Origin of the sequence: Sporosarcina contaminans, assembly GCF_042679045.1 — a bacterium.
GTDB lineage: Bacteria > Bacillota > Bacilli > Bacillales_A > Planococcaceae > Sporosarcina > Sporosarcina contaminans.
Genome location: NZ_JBHTLT010000039.1, coordinates 44,576 through 61,251, shown reverse-complemented (window position 1 = coordinate 61,251; position 16,676 = coordinate 44,576). Strand labels below are relative to the sequence as shown.

Below are 16,676 nucleotides of genomic sequence, written 5' to 3'. Positions count from 1 at the left end.
ATTATTGGTTTAACACGTAGTGGTCAATTAATTTTCTTGTCAGTGCAAAACGCGGAGTATTCGTATCGCCGCCCTCTGCTTCGACGCCAATAACAACTGTAATAATCCTCTTGCCATTGAAAACTCCCGTGCTCGCAAAGCAGGACTCCGCAGCTTCCGTGTAGCCTGTCTTCAATCCATCCATTCCGTCCATTTCATCAGGCATGCCAGGTAACATATGATTCGTACTCCATAAACGGACACCATCACGAGTCGTCACATCGGTCATGCGCGTATAATCGATCACTTCCGGGTACTCCTCAATTAGTGAACGGGCGATCGCCGCCACATCGCGTGCTGTTGCCATATTTGTTTTTTCCTCATCCAATCCAGTGGAATTAACAAAATGAGTATTTTGTAAGCCGAATTTCTTTGCTTGCTCATTCATCCGCTTAACAAATGCCTTTTCACTCCCGCTCACTACCTCAGACAAAGCAATGGCCGCGTCATTTGCCGAAACAACCGTCATCGCTTCAAACAGCTCCCTGACCGTGTACGTTTGTTGCGGGTCCATCCCTAATGTAACGGCATACTTGCTCTGATTCATTGCATTTTCGGATGGCCTGTATTCACTGCCCCACGAAATTTCGCCATCCTTAATTGCTTTAAGAACAAGATATTGCGTCATCAGCTTCGACATACTCGCTATTGGGTATGCATTCCCGCTATTGCTTTCATATAAAATCTTGCCCGTTTCTGCTTCCATTACGAATGCAGCACGCGCTTCAGCTATAATAGGATCTGCCTCTTTCCTCGCATCTTTATCACGTATAATGAATAATACTGCTACACTCGCAATCAACAAGACTGCAACGCTTTTTTTAAACATTCCGCTCACACCTTTACCTTGATAACATCATTATCAACAAAAAAGATGAAGATTCATGCATGATGTTTCTGAAGAATTTATTAAGATGAGCAGAAGTAGGTTTCAAAAATGCTTTCTATAGAGCAATCTGCTTGCTTTACGCTCCAACACAAGCAAGGATTCATTCCACTTCTATTGCAAAGGCATAGAATGCATCACCATTTGATACATTTGCTTCCTTCTCATCCATCCACCAGACACCATAATCATAATAATAAACGCCACTTTGTGTAGGTGCGGTAAATTGATGATCGTCAACAACGATTTCCGTTTTCTCGCCATTAAACATTTGTGTAACATAAGATTTATTTGGCTTTGGTTCATAATCCATGACAAACTTAATCTCTTCACCCGGCTTAACTTTTATCGGTGTTTTTCCCGCCAAAAGCTCAATTGAACCAGCTGTATCAACACATTCACCTATACCGTTTTCCGACCAACAATACGTACCTAACTCAGTCCTATAATTTTCATCGCCAATCTTCACAAAAACTTCAGGCGGCTTCCCCACTTTCGTTTCAACATGATTACACCCCGTTAGAGCGATTATAAAAACTACTGCCGCTATTAATAAATACTTCCTCATGAACTATCCCTCCTCACTATTTGACGGATGTGATCTCATCAAGTTACTACATAAACCGTCCTGACACTGAAACGAACAATCCAAAAGTTTGCTCACGTTGCCGTACACACCCTAACAGACCACCCCGAATAAGATACGGTAAGAACATTTTCATGGTGGTGATCATGGGCATAGTATAGCGGGTCCTAATAAGGCGGGTAAGGAGGTGGTTGTCATCTTAGTGACAATATCTAACCTGTTGAAGGGGATGCGCTATTTTTATTTTGAATACATGCGAGGAAGGTGAACAGCTACTTGCAGCGGATGTATGTTATGCGGGAGATACGAAATGCGTGTTTAGGTTGAGGCAATGAGTCACAACGGTTCGGGGAGGGGTTCCTATTGTCGAGCGGCAAGTCATTCGACAGGTTCATTGCCGACCCGCCTGCATAAGGTGATTGATACGATTAAGAGAAACGCTTCGCCAATTTTTTTGGCGAAGCGTTTAATGCATGCGGCAAGGAAGATATGCGCGGATGAAATAGATTGATGCGACTGATCCAAAGCATTTTTAGCTTTAGAAACGCATAAATGCCGCGGACAAAGCATATACGCTTCTTAAGACGCATAATTCCCTTGAAAAGCGCATAATTAGCCGGGCACACGCATAACTACTTCAAAGAACGCATAAATAGATTGAACGGCGCATAACAGCTGAGGGACAAGCATATTTTTCGCTTAATGGTTGTTAGTGTTATGCGGAGTCGAGAAGGGTTTCGCGCGGATACGGGGCTTTATGCGGGATCCGCAATAGGTTATGTGGGGATGGGAATACGTTTTGCGGTTCTGCTGTACGTTATGCGCGGGCGGGGAAACCGTTTTGCGGTTCTGCAGTGGGTTATGCGCGGGAGGGAAACCGTTTTGCCGGGCTTGCAATGGGTTATGCGCGGGAGGGAAACGTTTTGCGGGCTTGCTGTACGTTATGCGCGGGCGGGGAAACGTTTTGCGGGCTTGCTGTACGTTATGCGCGGGCGGGGAAACCGTTTTGCGAGGTTGATGGGAATAATGAGTTTATGTTTGGTATTATGCTTGTTTATCGTGGTTTATGCGGAGTTTGATAACCGATATGCTTCTTCCGTTAGTTTTTTTGTGCGATCTTGAGGCATTTTATTAGTTTGATGATGCATTTGTAAACCTACCCCGCATTTACTGATGGATAATATATTCATAATTGTGTTAGATATGCATTTCAATAAAATAGAGCTGCCGCACGACAGCTCTTTTCTTCATAATTTTGTTCTGACATCCCACAGCTCAGGAAAGAAGCGGTGGTCTAAGACGGATTTTAAATAATTGACGCCGGAGGAGCCGCCAGTGCCCGTTTTGAAGCCGATGATTCGCTCAACGGTTTTCATATGGCGGAAGCGCCATTGCTGGTGGCTGTCTTCGATATCCACCAACTTCTCTGCCAACTGGTAAAGATCCCAATACTGGTCAACATTGCGGTACACTTCAAGCCAGGCAGCAGCCACAGTCGGATCGCCTTTATATGTAACAGAAAAATCGCGATTAAGGAGCTCCGGGTTAATTGGAAAGCTATTTTTATGTAGCGCATTGATGGCGACATCATAAATGCCTGGAGCATCGTAAGCTGCTTTTAACTCCTTGGCAAGCGCCGGATCCTTTTCATAGATTTTCATAATATGCGGCTGTTTGTAGCCTAAAGCAAATTCGATGAGTCGATTTTGATAGGATTGGAACCCCGATGCGCGTCCTAAATGATCCCGGAATTCCATATATTCCGCTGGCGTAAGTGTGGATAGGACATCCCAAGCCTGAATAATTTGCGTTTGTACTCTTGAAACGCGCGCTAACATTTTAAAGGCTTCTGGCAGTTCATCCTTATCGATCAAATCAATTGCCGTATTCAATTCATGCAATATAAGCTTCATCCACAGTTCACTTACTTGGTGTATGATGATAAACAACATCTCATCATGGTGGCCTGACAGACGCGTCTGGCTCGATAGCACTTGCTCCAAATTCAAATATTCACCATACGTCATATTGTTACGAAAATCAGTATGAATTCCTTTCTCAGTCACGTTGCCACCTCCGGATAACAGCACGCACAGGGCTCCCATCTCCACCCTCAATCGGAAGGGGCAATGCGATTAATTCATAATCCCCTTCTTCAATAGTATGCAAAACGATATTTTCCAAAATAAGCACACCATTATCGTTCAAAGCATGATGCGCTAACAATTCCTTGCTGTCCTCCGGATCGACGGATGGCGTATCAATACCGATCAATTTTACGCCACGCTCTTTCAATAAAGGACCGATATCCGGACTGAGCACCGTGAAGGTATCCGTAAATACTTTCGGATCCGTCCGGCTTTCCGTTTTGAATAAAATCCGTTCAGCTCCCCCGAAATCTAATTGCTCTAATTCCGCCCTTCCAATTGACTGTTTGCCAGTCATATCAATAACACGCGCTTTTCCTATATAAACATCGAGCGATAAATCATGAACCTTTTTGCCATTATTGTCGAAATGGAACGGCGCATCGATATGCGTTCCCATATGTGTACTCGTCGTCAATTTCCCAATATTGACCGACCCTGTATCCGCTTTCAAAAATCGTACTTCGTAGCTGAACGGCGTGTCCCCTGGCCATTCTGCAATATCATTTGTCAACGGCTGTGAAATATCAATCCATTTTTCAGTCATGCGACGACACCCCTTTTGTTTTCGAATTGTTCATATCGTTTCTCTTCCATGATGATGCGCAATTTCTCCACCGTTTGCCACACGTCAACAAATGAATTGTATAGCGCGACCGGTGCCAGACGTATCCCGTTTGGAGCACGGAAATCCGGTACGACACCATCCGCTTTTAATGCTTTGCAAATACGCGCAGCTTCCGGATGCTCCAACAGCAAATGCGCGCCGCGGGATTCATTATCAGGATTTCCGATTGTAAATCCATAATCTGATAGATGCTCACGAATCAATTCCATCATATAATCCGTCAGTTGAAAGGACTTGCTTCGAATTTGATTGATTCCGACTTCTTGGAGCATTTCAAGGGAGCCGATCAATGGCGCTAAGCTAAGCAAATGCGGTGTGCCAATTTGGTAAGCGCCTGCATCCCCTGCAACATCCATCGTATGATTCATGTCAAACTGCGATTGTTTGTTTGAACCAAACCATCCAGCAAGACCTGGCGTTTTTCCAAAATGCCTTTCGTGGATGAACAAACCACCGACAGACCCCGGTCCACCATTCAAGTGTTTATACGTACACCAAAACGCAAAATCAGCACCCCAATCATGTAAGGAATGCTCAATCGCACCAATTGAATGGCATAAATCGAATCCAATCGGTATGCTTCTCTCATTTGCAGCCTCAACCAAACGCTCCATATCCAAAACTTGGCCGCTTCGATATAACACAGCGGGTAAAACGATGAGCGCAACTTCATCCGTCATTGCGTCGATAATATCTGTTTCACGCAAATATCTGCCATCCGCGCTTTTCACTTGGATGAAATGCTCTGCAGGGTCATACCCCTTTAATTGCAGCTGACTTTTTAGCGCATAAATATCCGAAGGAAAATTCAATTCGTCTGCCAATATTTTCGTCTTCTTACCTTTCGGCTTGTAAAAAGTCGATGTCATTTGATGAAGATTTGTCGTTGTAGAACCTGTTGCAATGACTTCGCCTTTCATTCCCCCTACGAGCGGCGCCATCATCTCTCCAATTTGTTCGGACAAATAAAACCACGGACGCTCCCCTTCCGTCCATCCGTCTATGCCTAATACTTTCCAAGAATCCAATAGCTCGTATAGTGTCCGTTCCGCACGCTTAGACAGCAGCCCCAATGAATTGCCGTCCATATAGATTTTACCGTCTGGAATGTAAAACTCTTTCCGATAACCGGCAAGCGCATCGTTTCGGTCAAGCTCTTTTGCACGTAAATCCATCCCTATTTCCCCTTTCATTTTATTAATGAAAGCATAGCATAATTCACTTATGCCAGCCCTTCTCTTTAAAGCGAGAAATTGCCTCAATCCGATTGCCAACGCCTAACTTTTCAAGAATGGTAGAAATATAATTCCTTACAGTGCCCGGCGTCAAATAGAGCTCTCCCGCAATTTCCTTCGTGCTCTTCCCCTCAGCGACAAGCCCCAACACTTGGCTTTCTCGATCTGTCAACGGATTTTCTGTTTCGTCATCCGAGCCGTATGCAATATCCACTAACTCCGGCGCGTAAATTCTTCTTCCGTCTTGAATCGCATGGATGGATGTGACCAATTCCTCAATTGGGCTGTCCTTCAGCAAATATCCGCGCACTCCTGCACGTCTTGCCCGTTCAAAATAGCCAGCTCTTGCAAACGTTGTCAAAATGATTATTTTACAAGTCGATCCAATCAATTCTTCAGCTGCGTCAAGCCCCGTTTTGACCGGCATTTCTATATCCATAATGCAAATATCTGGCGACTGCTCTCGAACGAGCCGGACCGCCTCTTCCCCATTGCGGGCCATACCGACAACTTCCATATCGTCTTCCATATTCAGCAATGAACCAAGCGCGCCCAACATCATGCCTTGGTCCTCTGCAATGACAATCCGAATCATTGCAATCCCTCCTTAACTTTGATGGGTAATGACGACCGGCATCTCGATCGTCAGCTTTGTGCCATTGTCTTCATCTATCCGCAAAGTGCCGTTCACGAATTCAAGCCGTTCACGCATCCCTTTAAGTCCGCTTCCTGGAGCATTCATTCCTTTTAAGCCACTGCCATTATCATGAATAGCAATTGAAATTCTGTCTTCCGACTGTTCGATCGTCACATGACAAACCGTGGCGCCGCTATGCTTGACGACGTTCGTAACAGCCTCCTTGAAACACATTGCCAATACATTCTCGAAATTCGTCGGCACATGGGCAATCACAGATGATCCAGTTACCTTCAACTCAATTTCTGCAGCAGCTAAAATTTGCTGCGCACGCAATAATTCATCGGACAATTTAGTGGAGCGCATATCTGCCAATAGCTCACGCACTTCTTTTAACGCCGTACTTGCAGTTTTACGGATATCCAACAGCTCACGTTCCGCATCTTTCGGACTTTTTGCGATTAATTTTCTTGCCAAATCACTCTTTACACCGATCATTGACAGTTTTTGTCCCAATGTATCATGCAAATCACGCGCAATGCGCTCACGCTCCTCTAACAACTTCAATTCCGAAATCTTTTCCTTTGCGTCTTCTAATTGACCTTCCAAGTTCTCCCGCTTGCCCCGGTTGTACAAATTGAACGGCATTAAAATGACCCCAATTACCGTAATAATTACAAAATGGACTTGCGTCAAAAACAGGTGAATGTCGATGAAAAAACCTGCCACAATTGCCCCGATGGTCAACGCAATATGCAGCCCGTACAAAATAAAGAAGCCGACTGGATTCCGAATGTTGCCGATGAAGAAAGCCGTGAAAATAGAGAAATACACATAACCGAAGAGCAGTGTCATTACGACATTTATGACCATCTCAAAACTGACCCACATATAGACAAGTCCACTTTTAGAGCGGAACGAAAAGAAATAAGAAATGAAAAAGAGCAGAAGCAAACCGATGCCGACTGATATACCAATTGCCGACCATGATCGGAAAATAAAAAAGAAAGGCAGCAAACAAAATATAATCCAAGCGTAGATGCTCAACCAAGGGCTTTTAGGAAAAATACTATACCATTTCTGCATAATCGCCGACCTTTCAAACAGATTTATATTGATTGTATCATTTCAGAAGATTGTATTGGAAAGACTCTCACACTTTAAAGTTTGGCCCACCATTTCGCGGAGTGACGTACCTACCATTAAAGCTTTTCACCTACAAATGAAAAGAAGCCACCCGAAGATGGCCGCTGTCGTAATTATTTTCCTTCAAAGCTTGTGCGCTTCGGTTTTAGCTCTTTCAAATCCAATGTTGCTGTTTTACTAATGCGCTCTTTCACTTCTTTAAAGGTGATGAACGATTTCCGCGCCGGATCGTAAAGCTTGTAGCGCAATGATTCTAAGCTTGTTTTAATTGTAATTGTTGTCGCTTTTTGAAGCGGTGGAGTTGATTCATGGGCTAATTCCAAATTGTAGTTTGGAACGCGCGGCGCCAGATGGTGCACATGATGGAAGCCGATATTGCCCGTCGCCCATTGAAGCACTTTTGGTAGCTTATAATATGAACTTCCTTCCACCGCAGCTTTTACGTAATCCCACTCTGACTCGTCCTCAAAATAGGAGTCCTCGAATGTATGTTGAATGTAGAACAGCCAGATGCCAAGCGCAGCTGATACGAACATAATCGACGCTTGCACGATGAGGAATGCCTGCCACCCTACAAGATACGCCATGAACGCATACAATAATACGATAGCAACATTCGTCAAATACGTATTGAATCGCTCTTTTTTCCGTGCGTCTTTTCGATTAAAACGACCTGAAATCAGCACTAAATAGAGTGGTCCAAGTCCAAACATAACGAATGGGTTCCGATAAAATCGGTAAGCGAGCCGCTGCCATTTTGACGCCCCCATATACTCCTCGACTGTCATTACCCAAATGTCTCCTACACCACGTTTATCCAAATTCGAGCTCGTTGCATGGTGGATCGCATGCTCCCGCTTCCATTTTTCATAAGGAAACAAAGTCAAAATACCTGTAATCGTACCGACAATATTGTTTGCTTTCTTATTTTTGAAAAACGATCCATGCGTGCAATCATGAAAAATAATGAAGGTCCGAACGACGAATCCTGCTGCAACTATGGAAACTGCAAATGTGAGCCAAATTGAAACAGATAAACTCAAATACGCCAAGTACCATAAAATAAAAATAGGCGGCACCGTATTAATGAGCTGGATTATACTTTTCTTCAAATCCGATTTTGCGAAGGGAGCTACATTTTTATGTAGCTGTTTTGTTTTTTCTTTGCTTTCCATCTTGATCCTCCTTTTAAATATGACGATTATTTTTTCTTATACTCATCATAAAAGCAGGACCCATTTTGCAACAGACATGATTGTCATAACTTTTCGTATGATAAGTGTCATGTATTGTGAATGTATTCACAAATACATGAACAAAAACCCTCTTTCCAAATAAGAGAAAGAGGGTGAAAATTACTTTAACATACCGCCATCTACTTCCAATACAGTTCCATTGATGAAGTCAGCCTCCTCGGAGGAAAGGAAAAGATAGGCGCTTGCAATATCTTCCGGTTTGCCCATTCTTGCGGAGGGCGTCAACAGCTTCATTTGCTCCAATACTTTTTCTGGAATTGTTTCAATCATGTCTGTCTCAATAAAGCCTGGTGCTACGGCATTGACGTTGATGCCTTTGCGGCCATACTCTTTTGCCCAAGTCCTTGTCATTCCAATGACCCCCGCTTTTGCAGCCGAATAATTTGTTTGGCCGATATTGCCGCCAGTGCCAGCGATGGAGGATGTATTTACGATCTTACCTTTACCCGCCGCAAGCATCGTAGGGAGAAACGCTTGCGTACAATAAAATACGCCCGTTAGGTTTACGTCAACTACTTGCCGGAAATCATTTGCCTCCATTTTTACGAGCATAGCATCTTTTGTAATTCCTGCGTTGTTAATGAGCACGTCAACTTTTCCAAAATGTTCGAGCACTTTTTGCGCGGCTGACTGCACTTGCTCCTGATCCGCTACATTCGCTTTGAAGAATGCAGCTTCAATCCCTTCGCCATGCAAACTCTTTGCCGTTTCTTCCCCAGCTATCTCATTGAAGTCGATAATCGCAACTTGAGCACCCTCCTTGCCAAAAACGTTTGCAGCTACCGCCCCGATGCCGCTTCCCCCACCTGTAATGACAACAGTTTTGCCTTTCATTCTCACATGCTCTCCCCCAATTGTAAATTTTTAGATATTACTATTTTATCATAATGACAATATAGACACACTTACTGATTTGTGCTCCTAAGTCGCTCAGCAATGTTCTTCTACAGCAGATTTCATGCTTGATTTGCTTATGTCATAATGACTTGCGTACCAAACAGCTTCACCATCTTTTAGTAATAAAACCTGCGGTGTTTCATGACGAACATTGAGATCCTTCTCAATTTCATTGGAAATCGACCGGTTTTTCTGAACGATCAAGTAATACTTTGAAATTGATGTCTCATAATGTTCAAATACATGATGGCCCGAAGCACTAATGGGACATGTTGCGCTATGCTTTAATACAAAAATAGGCGCTTTCCTCGACTGTTCTACAATATTTTTCCATTCTTCCGACGTCTTGATTTCAATCATCTTCGTCAACTCCTTACATTTTTACTTTCTATTTCGCTATTGCCATGATGTCCTTCTTATGAGCAATGCAAATAAGAACGACCAGCAATAGCAGCATAGCAGCCTCATCAAGTCCTCTGCCTAACATCAAAATAGTAAACGGAATGGTTGCGATTGCAGCCAAACCAGCTACAGTAAAATTTTTTATTAGACTGATAAGCACTAAAAAGATGCCTGCCATTATTGCACAAATGAATGGTTCATAAAATAACACCCCACCGAGGAATGTAGAAATCCCTTTGCCTCCATGGAATTTATAAAACACTGGGAATATATGCCCTACTGTCGCTGCAAATAAACAAACCAATAGCATCGTGCCATCATATCCAGCCCAATGAGCAAGCATGACCGCAATTGCACCTTTCGCGCCGTCTCCTAAAAACGTCAAAATGAAGCCAATTTTTCCAAAAACCTTACCCGCATTGCGGGCGCCAGTATTCCCACTCCCTAAAGCACGTATATCCCTCTTGTAAAGCAACTTACCTACAATTACTGCTGTTAAAAAATTACCAATGGTATAACAAGCTATAATCAAAAAAGTCGTTTGCAAAACGATCACTCTTTCTGATAAAAGATGCAGATACATACGCTTTCCTGTAAAATGGAGCGCATGAAAGGGTGAAAATAAATGAGAGAACTTTCTTTGCGCCTGTCGTTTGCACTGCTTTTATGTATTGTATTCGCTGGCATCTTCGCGTATATTGCAACCGGCATCCAAAATGAAACAATTCATCGCTTTGACCATACAATCATTGATATTGTCCAAGGATGGGAAACGCCCGCTTTGACTCCGATTATGAAAGCATTTACATGGATTGGCTCTACAACAGTCGTCATCTGTCTAATTGTAATCGGGTTCGCTTTGCTATTTTGGGTATTTCGCAAACATTCGCAAGCCTACTTCTTTTTCTTTGTCCTTATTGGTACCGGTGCGCTCAACCAAATATTAAAATTCATCTTCCGACGAGAGCGTCCGGACTTTCACAGACTTGTCGACATTAGCGGCTACAGCTTCCCGAGCGGTCATACAATGATGGCATTCAGCTTATATGCTATTTCCGCCTTCATCGCCATAAGAAATTTGAAATCTATAGTGAGTAAAATAGTTGTTTCACTTTTAGCGATCATTATGTTTGCATCGATCGCGATTAGCCGCATCTATCTTGGCGTCCATTATCCGAGTGATGTTGTCGGCGGCATGGCGGCAAGTGCGTTTTGGTTAATAATCGCTACATCTGTCTATAGCTATTATCAAAAAAGGAAAAAGCAACAGCTTGATCGTCGCTTTTCAAGGCAATAAACGAGTTCAAGAGGAAGCGGAAGGTTTCATTCAAACTCCTTCGCCTCCTCTTCGGACAATACACGCGTTTTTAATCCGCCGACTTCCACGTACTCAACTCGATCATCCACAGCGATTTTGAAAATATAAGGATGGGTCGTCAATTTAATTGAATGAATTTCTGCTTTTTGCTCCTCATAAAAATTTTTAATATCCTGCTCAGCCCAAAATGGCAGATCATTATTATTATTTTGTTCTTTTTCCCATCTCTTCTTCGCTTGCTCTTCTTTCCACTTCTTTTCTGATTCGGGATGTAATCTGAAATAAATCTTCTGCAGCAAATCAATCACTTCACCGAATCCGATGACCAATACACCAGTTATGAGATGTGTTGCAATGATTCCAACTGCCCCTAAAAAGGATATACCGTTATACATATCTATATATTGGAGCTCTCCCCATTCATGCATTACATGTCCCTGAGATTGAAATCCAGTTATAAAAAAGAAAAAGGCTTGTAAAACGCCCCATCCGATTATGACAATACCCAAAATTTTAATAGTATACCCAATAATGCTTTGCTTTGAAAATACATCTTTCATTTGTGATCCTCTCCTTCTATTCTATTAGAGTATAGTCCCTTTACGAATATTCTCTCACAAACGTTTCAATTTTTCAGAAATAAAGCGGACCGCAGTTATGTGCGGTCCGCTTTCTACTCATTCAATCTTCGTCAATTCATCATCCGTTACCCATTTATGGTTGACAACTCTTTCTCCGCCATCTGTAGGCGTATAATCGATCATATAAACCGTTGTCTTTACCGCTGAATCAATTTTGCCGATAGCTCCTTTCATCCCTTCCATATGGTCCGCCTCGATCGTCACTTCATCGCCTGTTTGCAGCGGCTCATCATTTGTATCCTTAATCTCATCGTGGATGACCCACTTATGGTTTTCCACTTTCGGTCCTCCTGTTGTTGGTGTATACGAAACCTCATAGGCAGTAGTGTCATAAGCACCGACAATAGTTGCCTCAGCACCTTTCATGCCAGGCATATGATCTGTTTCTATAATCGCCTTGTCTCCAACCGCAAACTTCGGATTTGAAGCTTCTTTTAGATGTTTAGGCACGACACCTGAACGATTATGCTCCATCTCCTCATGTGGTGGCTGTTCGTTCTGCGCTTCGTTACTGGTATCTGTTTTATTGCCGCAGCCCCCAGCTAGTAAAATAGCTACTAATCCAATTGCTAATGAATAATGCTTCATCGTAACACTCCTTTTTATATCTCTTTAGAGTCTTCCCCGATGCCTATATGTATTAAACTTTGACGTACCACACTTTAGGAATAGAAGTATTTTGTGTAAGATGAAAACAATCAATTTCCTAAGAGGAGGATAAAACATTGCTTCCCTTTACAGAAAAAGCCGTCCAAATTATTAAAAACATCCCTGCAGGCTATGTCATGACATACGGCCAAGTTGCCAAAGCAGCAGGAAGCCCCCGCGGTGCAAGGCAAGTTGTAAGGATTCTTCACTCAATGAGCGAAAAACACCATTTGCCTTGGCACCGAATTATCAACGCACAAGGAGGCATCTCTACACCAAATGACCGTGATGAAAAAGGACATTTACAGCGTGATTTATTGGAAGCGGAAGGAGTGGAATTCGGACTTGACGGTAAAGTAGATCTGTCGAAGTATCGTTGGGATCCTACTATTGATCCGATAATTAGTGAACATTAAGTTGAATCATAGATTGCGATTTACTAAAATGAGAAAGAAAAGAATTAAAAATTATCCTGAAAGGGGGATTTCTACATGTGGAAAGATTTTAAGGAATTTGCGTTTAAAGGGAATGTGTTGGACCTCGCAATTGCAGTCGTAATCGGCGGAGCGTTCGGAAAAATCGTTTCATCCTTAGTTGAAAATATTATTACACCTATTATCGTCTTCTTAACAGGGAAAATTGAGTTATCCGATCTTCACCTTAAAATGGGCGGAGTAAACCTTACATACGGCGTTTTTTTACAATCCATCATAGATTTCATCATCATCTCGTTCTCCATCTTCTTATTCGTCCGTTTGCTTATGAAATTCAAACGCAAAAAAGAACCAGAAAAAGCAGAAACACCAGCTATTGATGCAAAAGAGGAACTGCTCAAAGAAATCCGAGATCTTTTAAAAGCGGAAAAGCAATAATCTCATCGCCGACTTGGTCGGCTTTTTTATTGTTACTACTACCCTGTATCGCGTTATGCACTAATCTCGTGGCAAATGCACGAAAGTTTGACGGTTAGGCACTGATCATGACCCAGAGTTAACCAATGTGCCTGCCTTCACTTTCACCCCGCCATTTTTCGACAGAGTCGTGTCGCCCGTTGCCTCGTCCAGCAACTGGTGCTACAATGAAAGATAGGATCATGACTAAAAGGAGTGGAGTCTTCATGTGGTTCATTTACATTATGTACGCGCTTTTCGCATTCATCCTTATTGGAACTGTATTCGGTCTTGTAAGCACTTTTAATCATCATAAATGAGAAGAAGCTGTCTCGAACAGAGACAGCTTTTTCTTATTTACGCAGTGACGTCACGTTTAATGAATGTTGTGTAGCTAATTGCTAAAAATACGACAATGTAAACAGCAACGACAGCGAGTGAAAACGTCAAACTAATACCTGGAATGAAATGCATACCCGTTTCGTATACAGTTAAATCCATATGTGTGAAAAGCAAATATTTAGCAACTTCATATTTTGATAGCATCATTGTAATCGTTGATCCTGTGAAGTAAATGAACAACGACAAACCGATTGCAAGTGAACTTGACCTGAAAACACTTCCTACTGCAAAAGCGAAAGACGCCGTGATGAACACACTTCCAAAAGACAATAGCAACATATATAAGCTTTTGCCCCATACAGAAACTTCCACAACTTCTTTCCCGTTCCAAGCCAATTCCTGACCAGCCCCTGATTTAAATAGGATCATACTAAGTGCAATATACAAGACGTATCCGACAAGGATTAGAAAGATACTAAATAAATTGACAGTAATAAATTTCGACGTAAGGATCTTCCATCTTTTCACTGGACGCGTCAGCAACATCTTAATCGTTCCTTGTGAAAATTCGGAAGCGACAATACCCGCTGCAACGATAACTGTCAATAATAATACTGTCCCGCTAATGCTTGACGGGTTCTTAATCAGTCCTTCTCGGCTGAATTCATCAATTGGTTCAATCGAATTAGCCAATCGATATTCAAGCACTTTTGCATTGCCTTCCAACTCTTTTCGTTCCACTTTTGAAAGGCCTTCTTCACTCAACCGGGCTTGTGTATAAGCCAAATCAGATTCTGCTGATTCCTTCCAACCGCTGTCATCTACGTCCACTTGCACGCTTATAGACGCATCACCTGGCTGGGCTTCCCAATTATTTCTTTGTGTATCAATCCACTTCATGAGGAACAACATCCCTGAAGTAAATATGATCATAAGTCCGACCATCACCCAAGTTCCTTTTTTGTTCCATAGCTTCATCCATTCATTTTGTATGAGATTGAGCAATTTGGCCACCTCCTGTCATTTCCAAAAACTCATCTTCCAATGTTTTCCGTTGCGGCTGAACGGCATACACTTGAAGCCCCTCTGCAATCAATGACTGCACGACGCCTGGGATTTGCTGTTGTTGCGCCTGAACTAAATAGCCCTCTTTCAATGGTGAAACTGCAAATCCTTCATTCACAAGAATCTGTTGCACCTGCTCTTTCGGCGTAGCTTCTATATAATAAAACGATTGCTCTGCGTCCGACATTTCGCGGATGCCGATCAATTTTCCATTTTGAATGACCGCAATCCGATCGCACATCAATTCAATTTCAGAAAGCATATGGCTTGAGACGAAAACGGATACTCCTTCATTTTCTGCAATCCGACGCAAGTAGTTACGGAATTCTCGGATGCCTGCGGGGTCAAGTCCATTCGTCGGTTCATCCAAAATCAAAAACTTCGGTCTGTGCAATAAAGCTTGAGCCAACCCTAATCGTTGGCGCATCCCTAATGAGTACGTACCGACTTTCTCATGAATCCGATTTTGCAACCCGACTTGCCGGACGACATCGTCAATCCGCTCCTTCGTTATACCTTTATGCATCCGCGAAAAATGCAACAAATTTTTATATCCCGACATAAACTTATACATCTCTGGATTCTCAACGATAACGCCAACCTTCGACAGACCCTCCTCAAAATTATCCCTCAAAGAAACACCATCAATAATGACATCACCGCCTGATTGCTTCATCAAGCCTACCATCATTCGGATCGTCGTGGTTTTACCTGCACCATTTGGACCTAAAAACCCTGTAATTTGCCCAGGATACAAAGACAGATTCAAGTCATCAATAATTTTCTTCTTGCCAATGGTCTTCGATAAGTTTTTCAATTCTACTACTGGCTTCATTTTTCCATCTCCCTTTTTGGGTGCTGATCCCGGAATAGCGACACCATATAACTCGTCGCATCCACTCCATATAAATCTCTAATTTCATCTACCGCTCTATGCGCAAGCACCGATCCGCCTTGCATAATGATCATTTCATCCAACAGAGGCTCTACTTCCCGGATCTCATGTGTTGACATAATGACTGTCTGGCGCTCTGGGTCTGTGAATCGGATAAGTCCTTTCGCAATGTCATCGCGCACCATTGGGTCAAGCCCAGAAAAAGGTTCATCAAGCAAATAAGCATCCGCTTCCCTCGCAAGCGTCACAGCAATTTTCACCCTTCCCCGGTTTCCTTTTGACAAGTTTTTCATTTTTGAATGAAGATCAACATTCAAAAACTGAATAATTTCCTTCGCTTTAATAACATCGAAATCTTCAAATTGCGAAGCATAGTAATCAATCAGTTGTTGCACTGTGAAATACAGGTAAAAGGAATCCGTATCGGACATATATGCAATTCGCGAAGCAACCCTCCGTGTAATTGGTTTCCCATCAAAAGTCACACTTCCAGCATTCACCGACACAAGACCAGCCATTATTTTCAGCATTGTCGATTTTCCGCTCCCATTTTCTCCGACTAGTCCAATCACTTTTCCTCTCGGAATGGACAATGTTACATTTTCCAACGCTTTTTTACTCCCATATTTCTTTCCAATATGCTTTAACTCAATCATTCTGTCCCCCCCTCTCTTGCAGACACTTTACTATTTCATCAGTTGTAAAGCCGAAAGCGGCCACGTTTTGAAGAAAGTTTGTCACTAACTGCTCCTTCATTTCATCTCGAAGCGCCGCAATCTTATCTTGATCCTCCGTAACGAACGATCCTTGCCCCCTCTTCGTTTCAGTGATCTCCATTTGCTCCAACTCCTTATATACGCGCTGCATCGTATTGGCATTCACGCCTACTTCCACTGCATATTCACGGACTGAAGGCAACTTCTCCCCAGCCGCTATCGTGCCACGCATAATATCTCCTAAAATCCGGTCGATGAGCTGCTGGTATATTGGCTTATCCGGTAGAAAATCTATGCTCATC

Annotated in this window: 20 protein-coding genes; 3 read left to right on the top strand and 17 right to left on the bottom strand. The window is 42.8% G+C overall.

Annotated features, from left to right (window positions below):
* Position 1: 1 nt before the first annotated feature.
* From ACFQ38_RS08365 to ACFQ38_RS08315, 11 genes are all read right to left on the bottom strand, one after another.
* The gene (locus tag ACFQ38_RS08365) at positions 2–868 is read right to left on the bottom strand and encodes a D-alanyl-D-alanine carboxypeptidase family protein (protein WP_381480362.1); all 867 of its coding nucleotides are present in this window, start codon (positions 866–868) and stop codon (positions 2–4) included.
* A gap of 160 nt (positions 869–1,028) precedes the next feature.
* Complete coding sequence (locus ACFQ38_RS08360) at positions 1,029–1,493, bottom strand: hypothetical protein (RefSeq protein WP_336824065.1); 465 nt, start codon at positions 1,491–1,493, stop codon at positions 1,029–1,031.
* A gap of 1,265 nt (positions 1,494–2,758) precedes the next feature.
* A complete protein-coding gene (gene kynA / locus ACFQ38_RS08355) occupies positions 2,759–3,616 on the bottom strand; it encodes a tryptophan 2,3-dioxygenase (protein ID WP_381480361.1) in 858 nt (285 codons plus the stop codon).
* Positions 3,570–4,205, bottom strand: coding sequence for an arylformamidase (gene kynB / locus ACFQ38_RS08350; protein WP_336824067.1), 636 nt, complete (start codon positions 4,203–4,205; stop codon positions 3,570–3,572). The genes kynA and kynB overlap by 47 nt, the downstream gene beginning before the upstream one ends.
* Entirely contained in the window at positions 4,202–5,461 is a 1,260-nt protein-coding gene (gene kynU, locus ACFQ38_RS08345) for a kynureninase (protein ID WP_381480360.1), read from the bottom strand. Before kynU ends, kynB begins: the two co-directional genes overlap by 4 nt.
* Positions 5,462–5,504: 43 nt before the next feature.
* Positions 5,505–6,116 (bottom strand): response regulator transcription factor, encoded by a 612-nt coding sequence (locus ACFQ38_RS08340; RefSeq protein ID WP_336824069.1) that lies wholly within the window; start codon positions 6,114–6,116, stop codon positions 5,505–5,507.
* A 12-nt stretch (positions 6,117–6,128) separates the two neighbouring features.
* Complete coding sequence (locus ACFQ38_RS08335) at positions 6,129–7,244, bottom strand: sensor histidine kinase (protein WP_336824070.1); 1,116 nt, start codon at positions 7,242–7,244, stop codon at positions 6,129–6,131.
* Between the two features lie 173 nt (positions 7,245–7,417).
* Positions 7,418–8,479, bottom strand: coding sequence for a fatty acid desaturase (locus tag ACFQ38_RS08330; RefSeq protein WP_336824071.1), 1,062 nt, complete (start codon positions 8,477–8,479; stop codon positions 7,418–7,420).
* A 180-nt stretch (positions 8,480–8,659) separates the two neighbouring features.
* Positions 8,660–9,400, bottom strand: coding sequence for a 3-oxoacyl-ACP reductase FabG (gene fabG / locus ACFQ38_RS08325; RefSeq protein WP_336824072.1), 741 nt, complete (start codon positions 9,398–9,400; stop codon positions 8,660–8,662).
* 90 nt (positions 9,401–9,490) lie between these two features.
* Positions 9,491–9,817, bottom strand: coding sequence for a bacillithiol system redox-active protein YtxJ (gene ytxJ / locus ACFQ38_RS08320; RefSeq protein WP_381480359.1), 327 nt, complete (start codon positions 9,815–9,817; stop codon positions 9,491–9,493).
* Between the two features lie 28 nt (positions 9,818–9,845).
* Entirely contained in the window at positions 9,846–10,406 is a 561-nt protein-coding gene (locus tag ACFQ38_RS08315; RefSeq protein ID WP_381480358.1) for a glycerol-3-phosphate acyltransferase, read from the bottom strand.
* A 78-nt stretch (positions 10,407–10,484) separates the two neighbouring features.
* Here ACFQ38_RS08315 and ACFQ38_RS08310 point away from each other — a divergent pair, with 78 nt between their 5' ends.
* Positions 10,485–11,156, top strand: coding sequence for a phosphatase PAP2 family protein (locus tag ACFQ38_RS08310; RefSeq protein ID WP_336824075.1), 672 nt, complete (start codon positions 10,485–10,487; stop codon positions 11,154–11,156).
* Positions 11,157–11,182: 26 nt separating this feature from the next.
* Here ACFQ38_RS08310 and ACFQ38_RS08305 read toward each other — a convergent pair whose 3' ends face one another.
* A complete protein-coding gene (locus ACFQ38_RS08305) occupies positions 11,183–11,737 on the bottom strand; it encodes a hypothetical protein (protein WP_381480357.1) in 555 nt (184 codons plus the stop codon).
* Positions 11,738–11,854: 117 nt separating this feature from the next.
* Positions 11,855–12,406 (bottom strand): YdhK family protein, encoded by a 552-nt coding sequence (locus ACFQ38_RS08300; protein ID WP_336824077.1) that lies wholly within the window; start codon positions 12,404–12,406, stop codon positions 11,855–11,857.
* A 137-nt stretch (positions 12,407–12,543) separates the two neighbouring features.
* Here ACFQ38_RS08300 and ACFQ38_RS08295 point away from each other — a divergent pair, with 137 nt between their 5' ends.
* Together ACFQ38_RS08295 and mscL are read left to right on the top strand one after the other, a co-directional pair.
* Complete coding sequence (locus ACFQ38_RS08295) at positions 12,544–12,882, top strand: MGMT family protein (protein ID WP_381480356.1); 339 nt, start codon at positions 12,544–12,546, stop codon at positions 12,880–12,882.
* Positions 12,883–12,957: 75 nt separating this feature from the next.
* Complete coding sequence (gene mscL / locus ACFQ38_RS08290; RefSeq protein ID WP_336824079.1) at positions 12,958–13,338, top strand: large conductance mechanosensitive channel protein MscL; 381 nt, start codon at positions 12,958–12,960, stop codon at positions 13,336–13,338.
* Between the two features lie 375 nt (positions 13,339–13,713).
* Here mscL and ACFQ38_RS08285 read toward each other — a convergent pair whose 3' ends face one another.
* From ACFQ38_RS08285 to ACFQ38_RS08270, 4 genes are read right to left on the bottom strand one after another with little or no spacing between them, the layout of a single operon-like run.
* Positions 13,714–14,712: an ABC transporter permease gene (locus ACFQ38_RS08285; RefSeq protein ID WP_381480355.1), complete on the bottom strand. Its 999-nt coding sequence runs from the start codon at positions 14,710–14,712 to the stop codon at positions 13,714–13,716.
* Positions 14,681–15,598 (bottom strand): ABC transporter ATP-binding protein, encoded by a 918-nt coding sequence (locus ACFQ38_RS08280; protein WP_381480354.1) that lies wholly within the window; start codon positions 15,596–15,598, stop codon positions 14,681–14,683. Before ACFQ38_RS08280 ends, ACFQ38_RS08285 begins: the two co-directional genes overlap by 32 nt.
* Positions 15,595–16,314 carry an ABC transporter ATP-binding protein gene (locus ACFQ38_RS08275; protein ID WP_381480353.1) on the bottom strand — a complete coding sequence of 240 codons (720 nt, stop codon included), beginning with the start codon at positions 16,312–16,314 and terminating at the stop codon, positions 15,595–15,597. The genes ACFQ38_RS08280 and ACFQ38_RS08275 overlap by 4 nt, the downstream gene beginning before the upstream one ends.
* Positions 16,307–16,675 (bottom strand): GntR family transcriptional regulator, encoded by a 369-nt coding sequence (locus ACFQ38_RS08270; RefSeq protein WP_336824083.1) that lies wholly within the window; start codon positions 16,673–16,675, stop codon positions 16,307–16,309. The genes ACFQ38_RS08275 and ACFQ38_RS08270 overlap by 8 nt, the downstream gene beginning before the upstream one ends.
* Position 16,676 lies beyond the last annotated feature (1 nt).

What these genes read in the sequence shown, in the direction of transcription:
- ACFQ38_RS08365 (WP_381480362.1), bottom strand. Translation starts at nt 868, where the DNA reads ATGTTTAAAAAAAGCGTTGCAGTCTTGTTGATTGCGAGTGTAGCAGTA.
- ACFQ38_RS08360 (WP_336824065.1), bottom strand. Translation starts at nt 1,493, where the DNA reads ATGAGGAAGTATTTATTAATAGCGGCAGTAGTTTTTATAATCGCTCTA.
- kynA (WP_381480361.1), bottom strand. Translation starts at nt 3,616, where the DNA reads ATGGGAGCCCTGTGCGTGCTGTTATCCGGAGGTGGCAACGTGACTGAG.
- kynB (WP_336824067.1), bottom strand. Translation starts at nt 4,205, where the DNA reads ATGACTGAAAAATGGATTGATATTTCACAGCCGTTGACAAATGATATT.
- kynU (WP_381480360.1), bottom strand. Translation starts at nt 5,461, where the DNA reads ATGGATTTACGTGCAAAAGAGCTTGACCGAAACGATGCGCTTGCCGGT.
- ACFQ38_RS08340 (WP_336824069.1), bottom strand. Translation starts at nt 6,116, where the DNA reads ATGATTCGGATTGTCATTGCAGAGGACCAAGGCATGATGTTGGGCGCG.
- ACFQ38_RS08335 (WP_336824070.1), bottom strand. Translation starts at nt 7,244, where the DNA reads ATGCAGAAATGGTATAGTATTTTTCCTAAAAGCCCTTGGTTGAGCATC.
- ACFQ38_RS08330 (WP_336824071.1), bottom strand. Translation starts at nt 8,479, where the DNA reads ATGGAAAGCAAAGAAAAAACAAAACAGCTACATAAAAATGTAGCTCCC.
- ytxJ (WP_381480359.1), bottom strand. Translation starts at nt 9,817, where the DNA reads ATGATTGAAATCAAGACGTCGGAAGAATGGAAAAATATTGTAGAACAG.
- ACFQ38_RS08310 (WP_336824075.1), top strand. Translation starts at nt 10,485, where the DNA reads ATGAGAGAACTTTCTTTGCGCCTGTCGTTTGCACTGCTTTTATGTATT.
- ACFQ38_RS08305 (WP_381480357.1), bottom strand. Translation starts at nt 11,737, where the DNA reads ATGAAAGATGTATTTTCAAAGCAAAGCATTATTGGGTATACTATTAAA.
- ACFQ38_RS08300 (WP_336824077.1), bottom strand. Translation starts at nt 12,406, where the DNA reads ATGAAGCATTATTCATTAGCAATTGGATTAGTAGCTATTTTACTAGCT.
- mscL (WP_336824079.1), top strand. Translation starts at nt 12,958, where the DNA reads ATGTGGAAAGATTTTAAGGAATTTGCGTTTAAAGGGAATGTGTTGGAC.
- ACFQ38_RS08280 (WP_381480354.1), bottom strand. Translation starts at nt 15,598, where the DNA reads ATGAAGCCAGTAGTAGAATTGAAAAACTTATCGAAGACCATTGGCAAG.
- ACFQ38_RS08275 (WP_381480353.1), bottom strand. Translation starts at nt 16,314, where the DNA reads ATGATTGAGTTAAAGCATATTGGAAAGAAATATGGGAGTAAAAAAGCG.
- ACFQ38_RS08270 (WP_336824083.1), bottom strand. Translation starts at nt 16,675, where the DNA reads ATGAGCATAGATTTTCTACCGGATAAGCCAATATACCAGCAGCTCATC.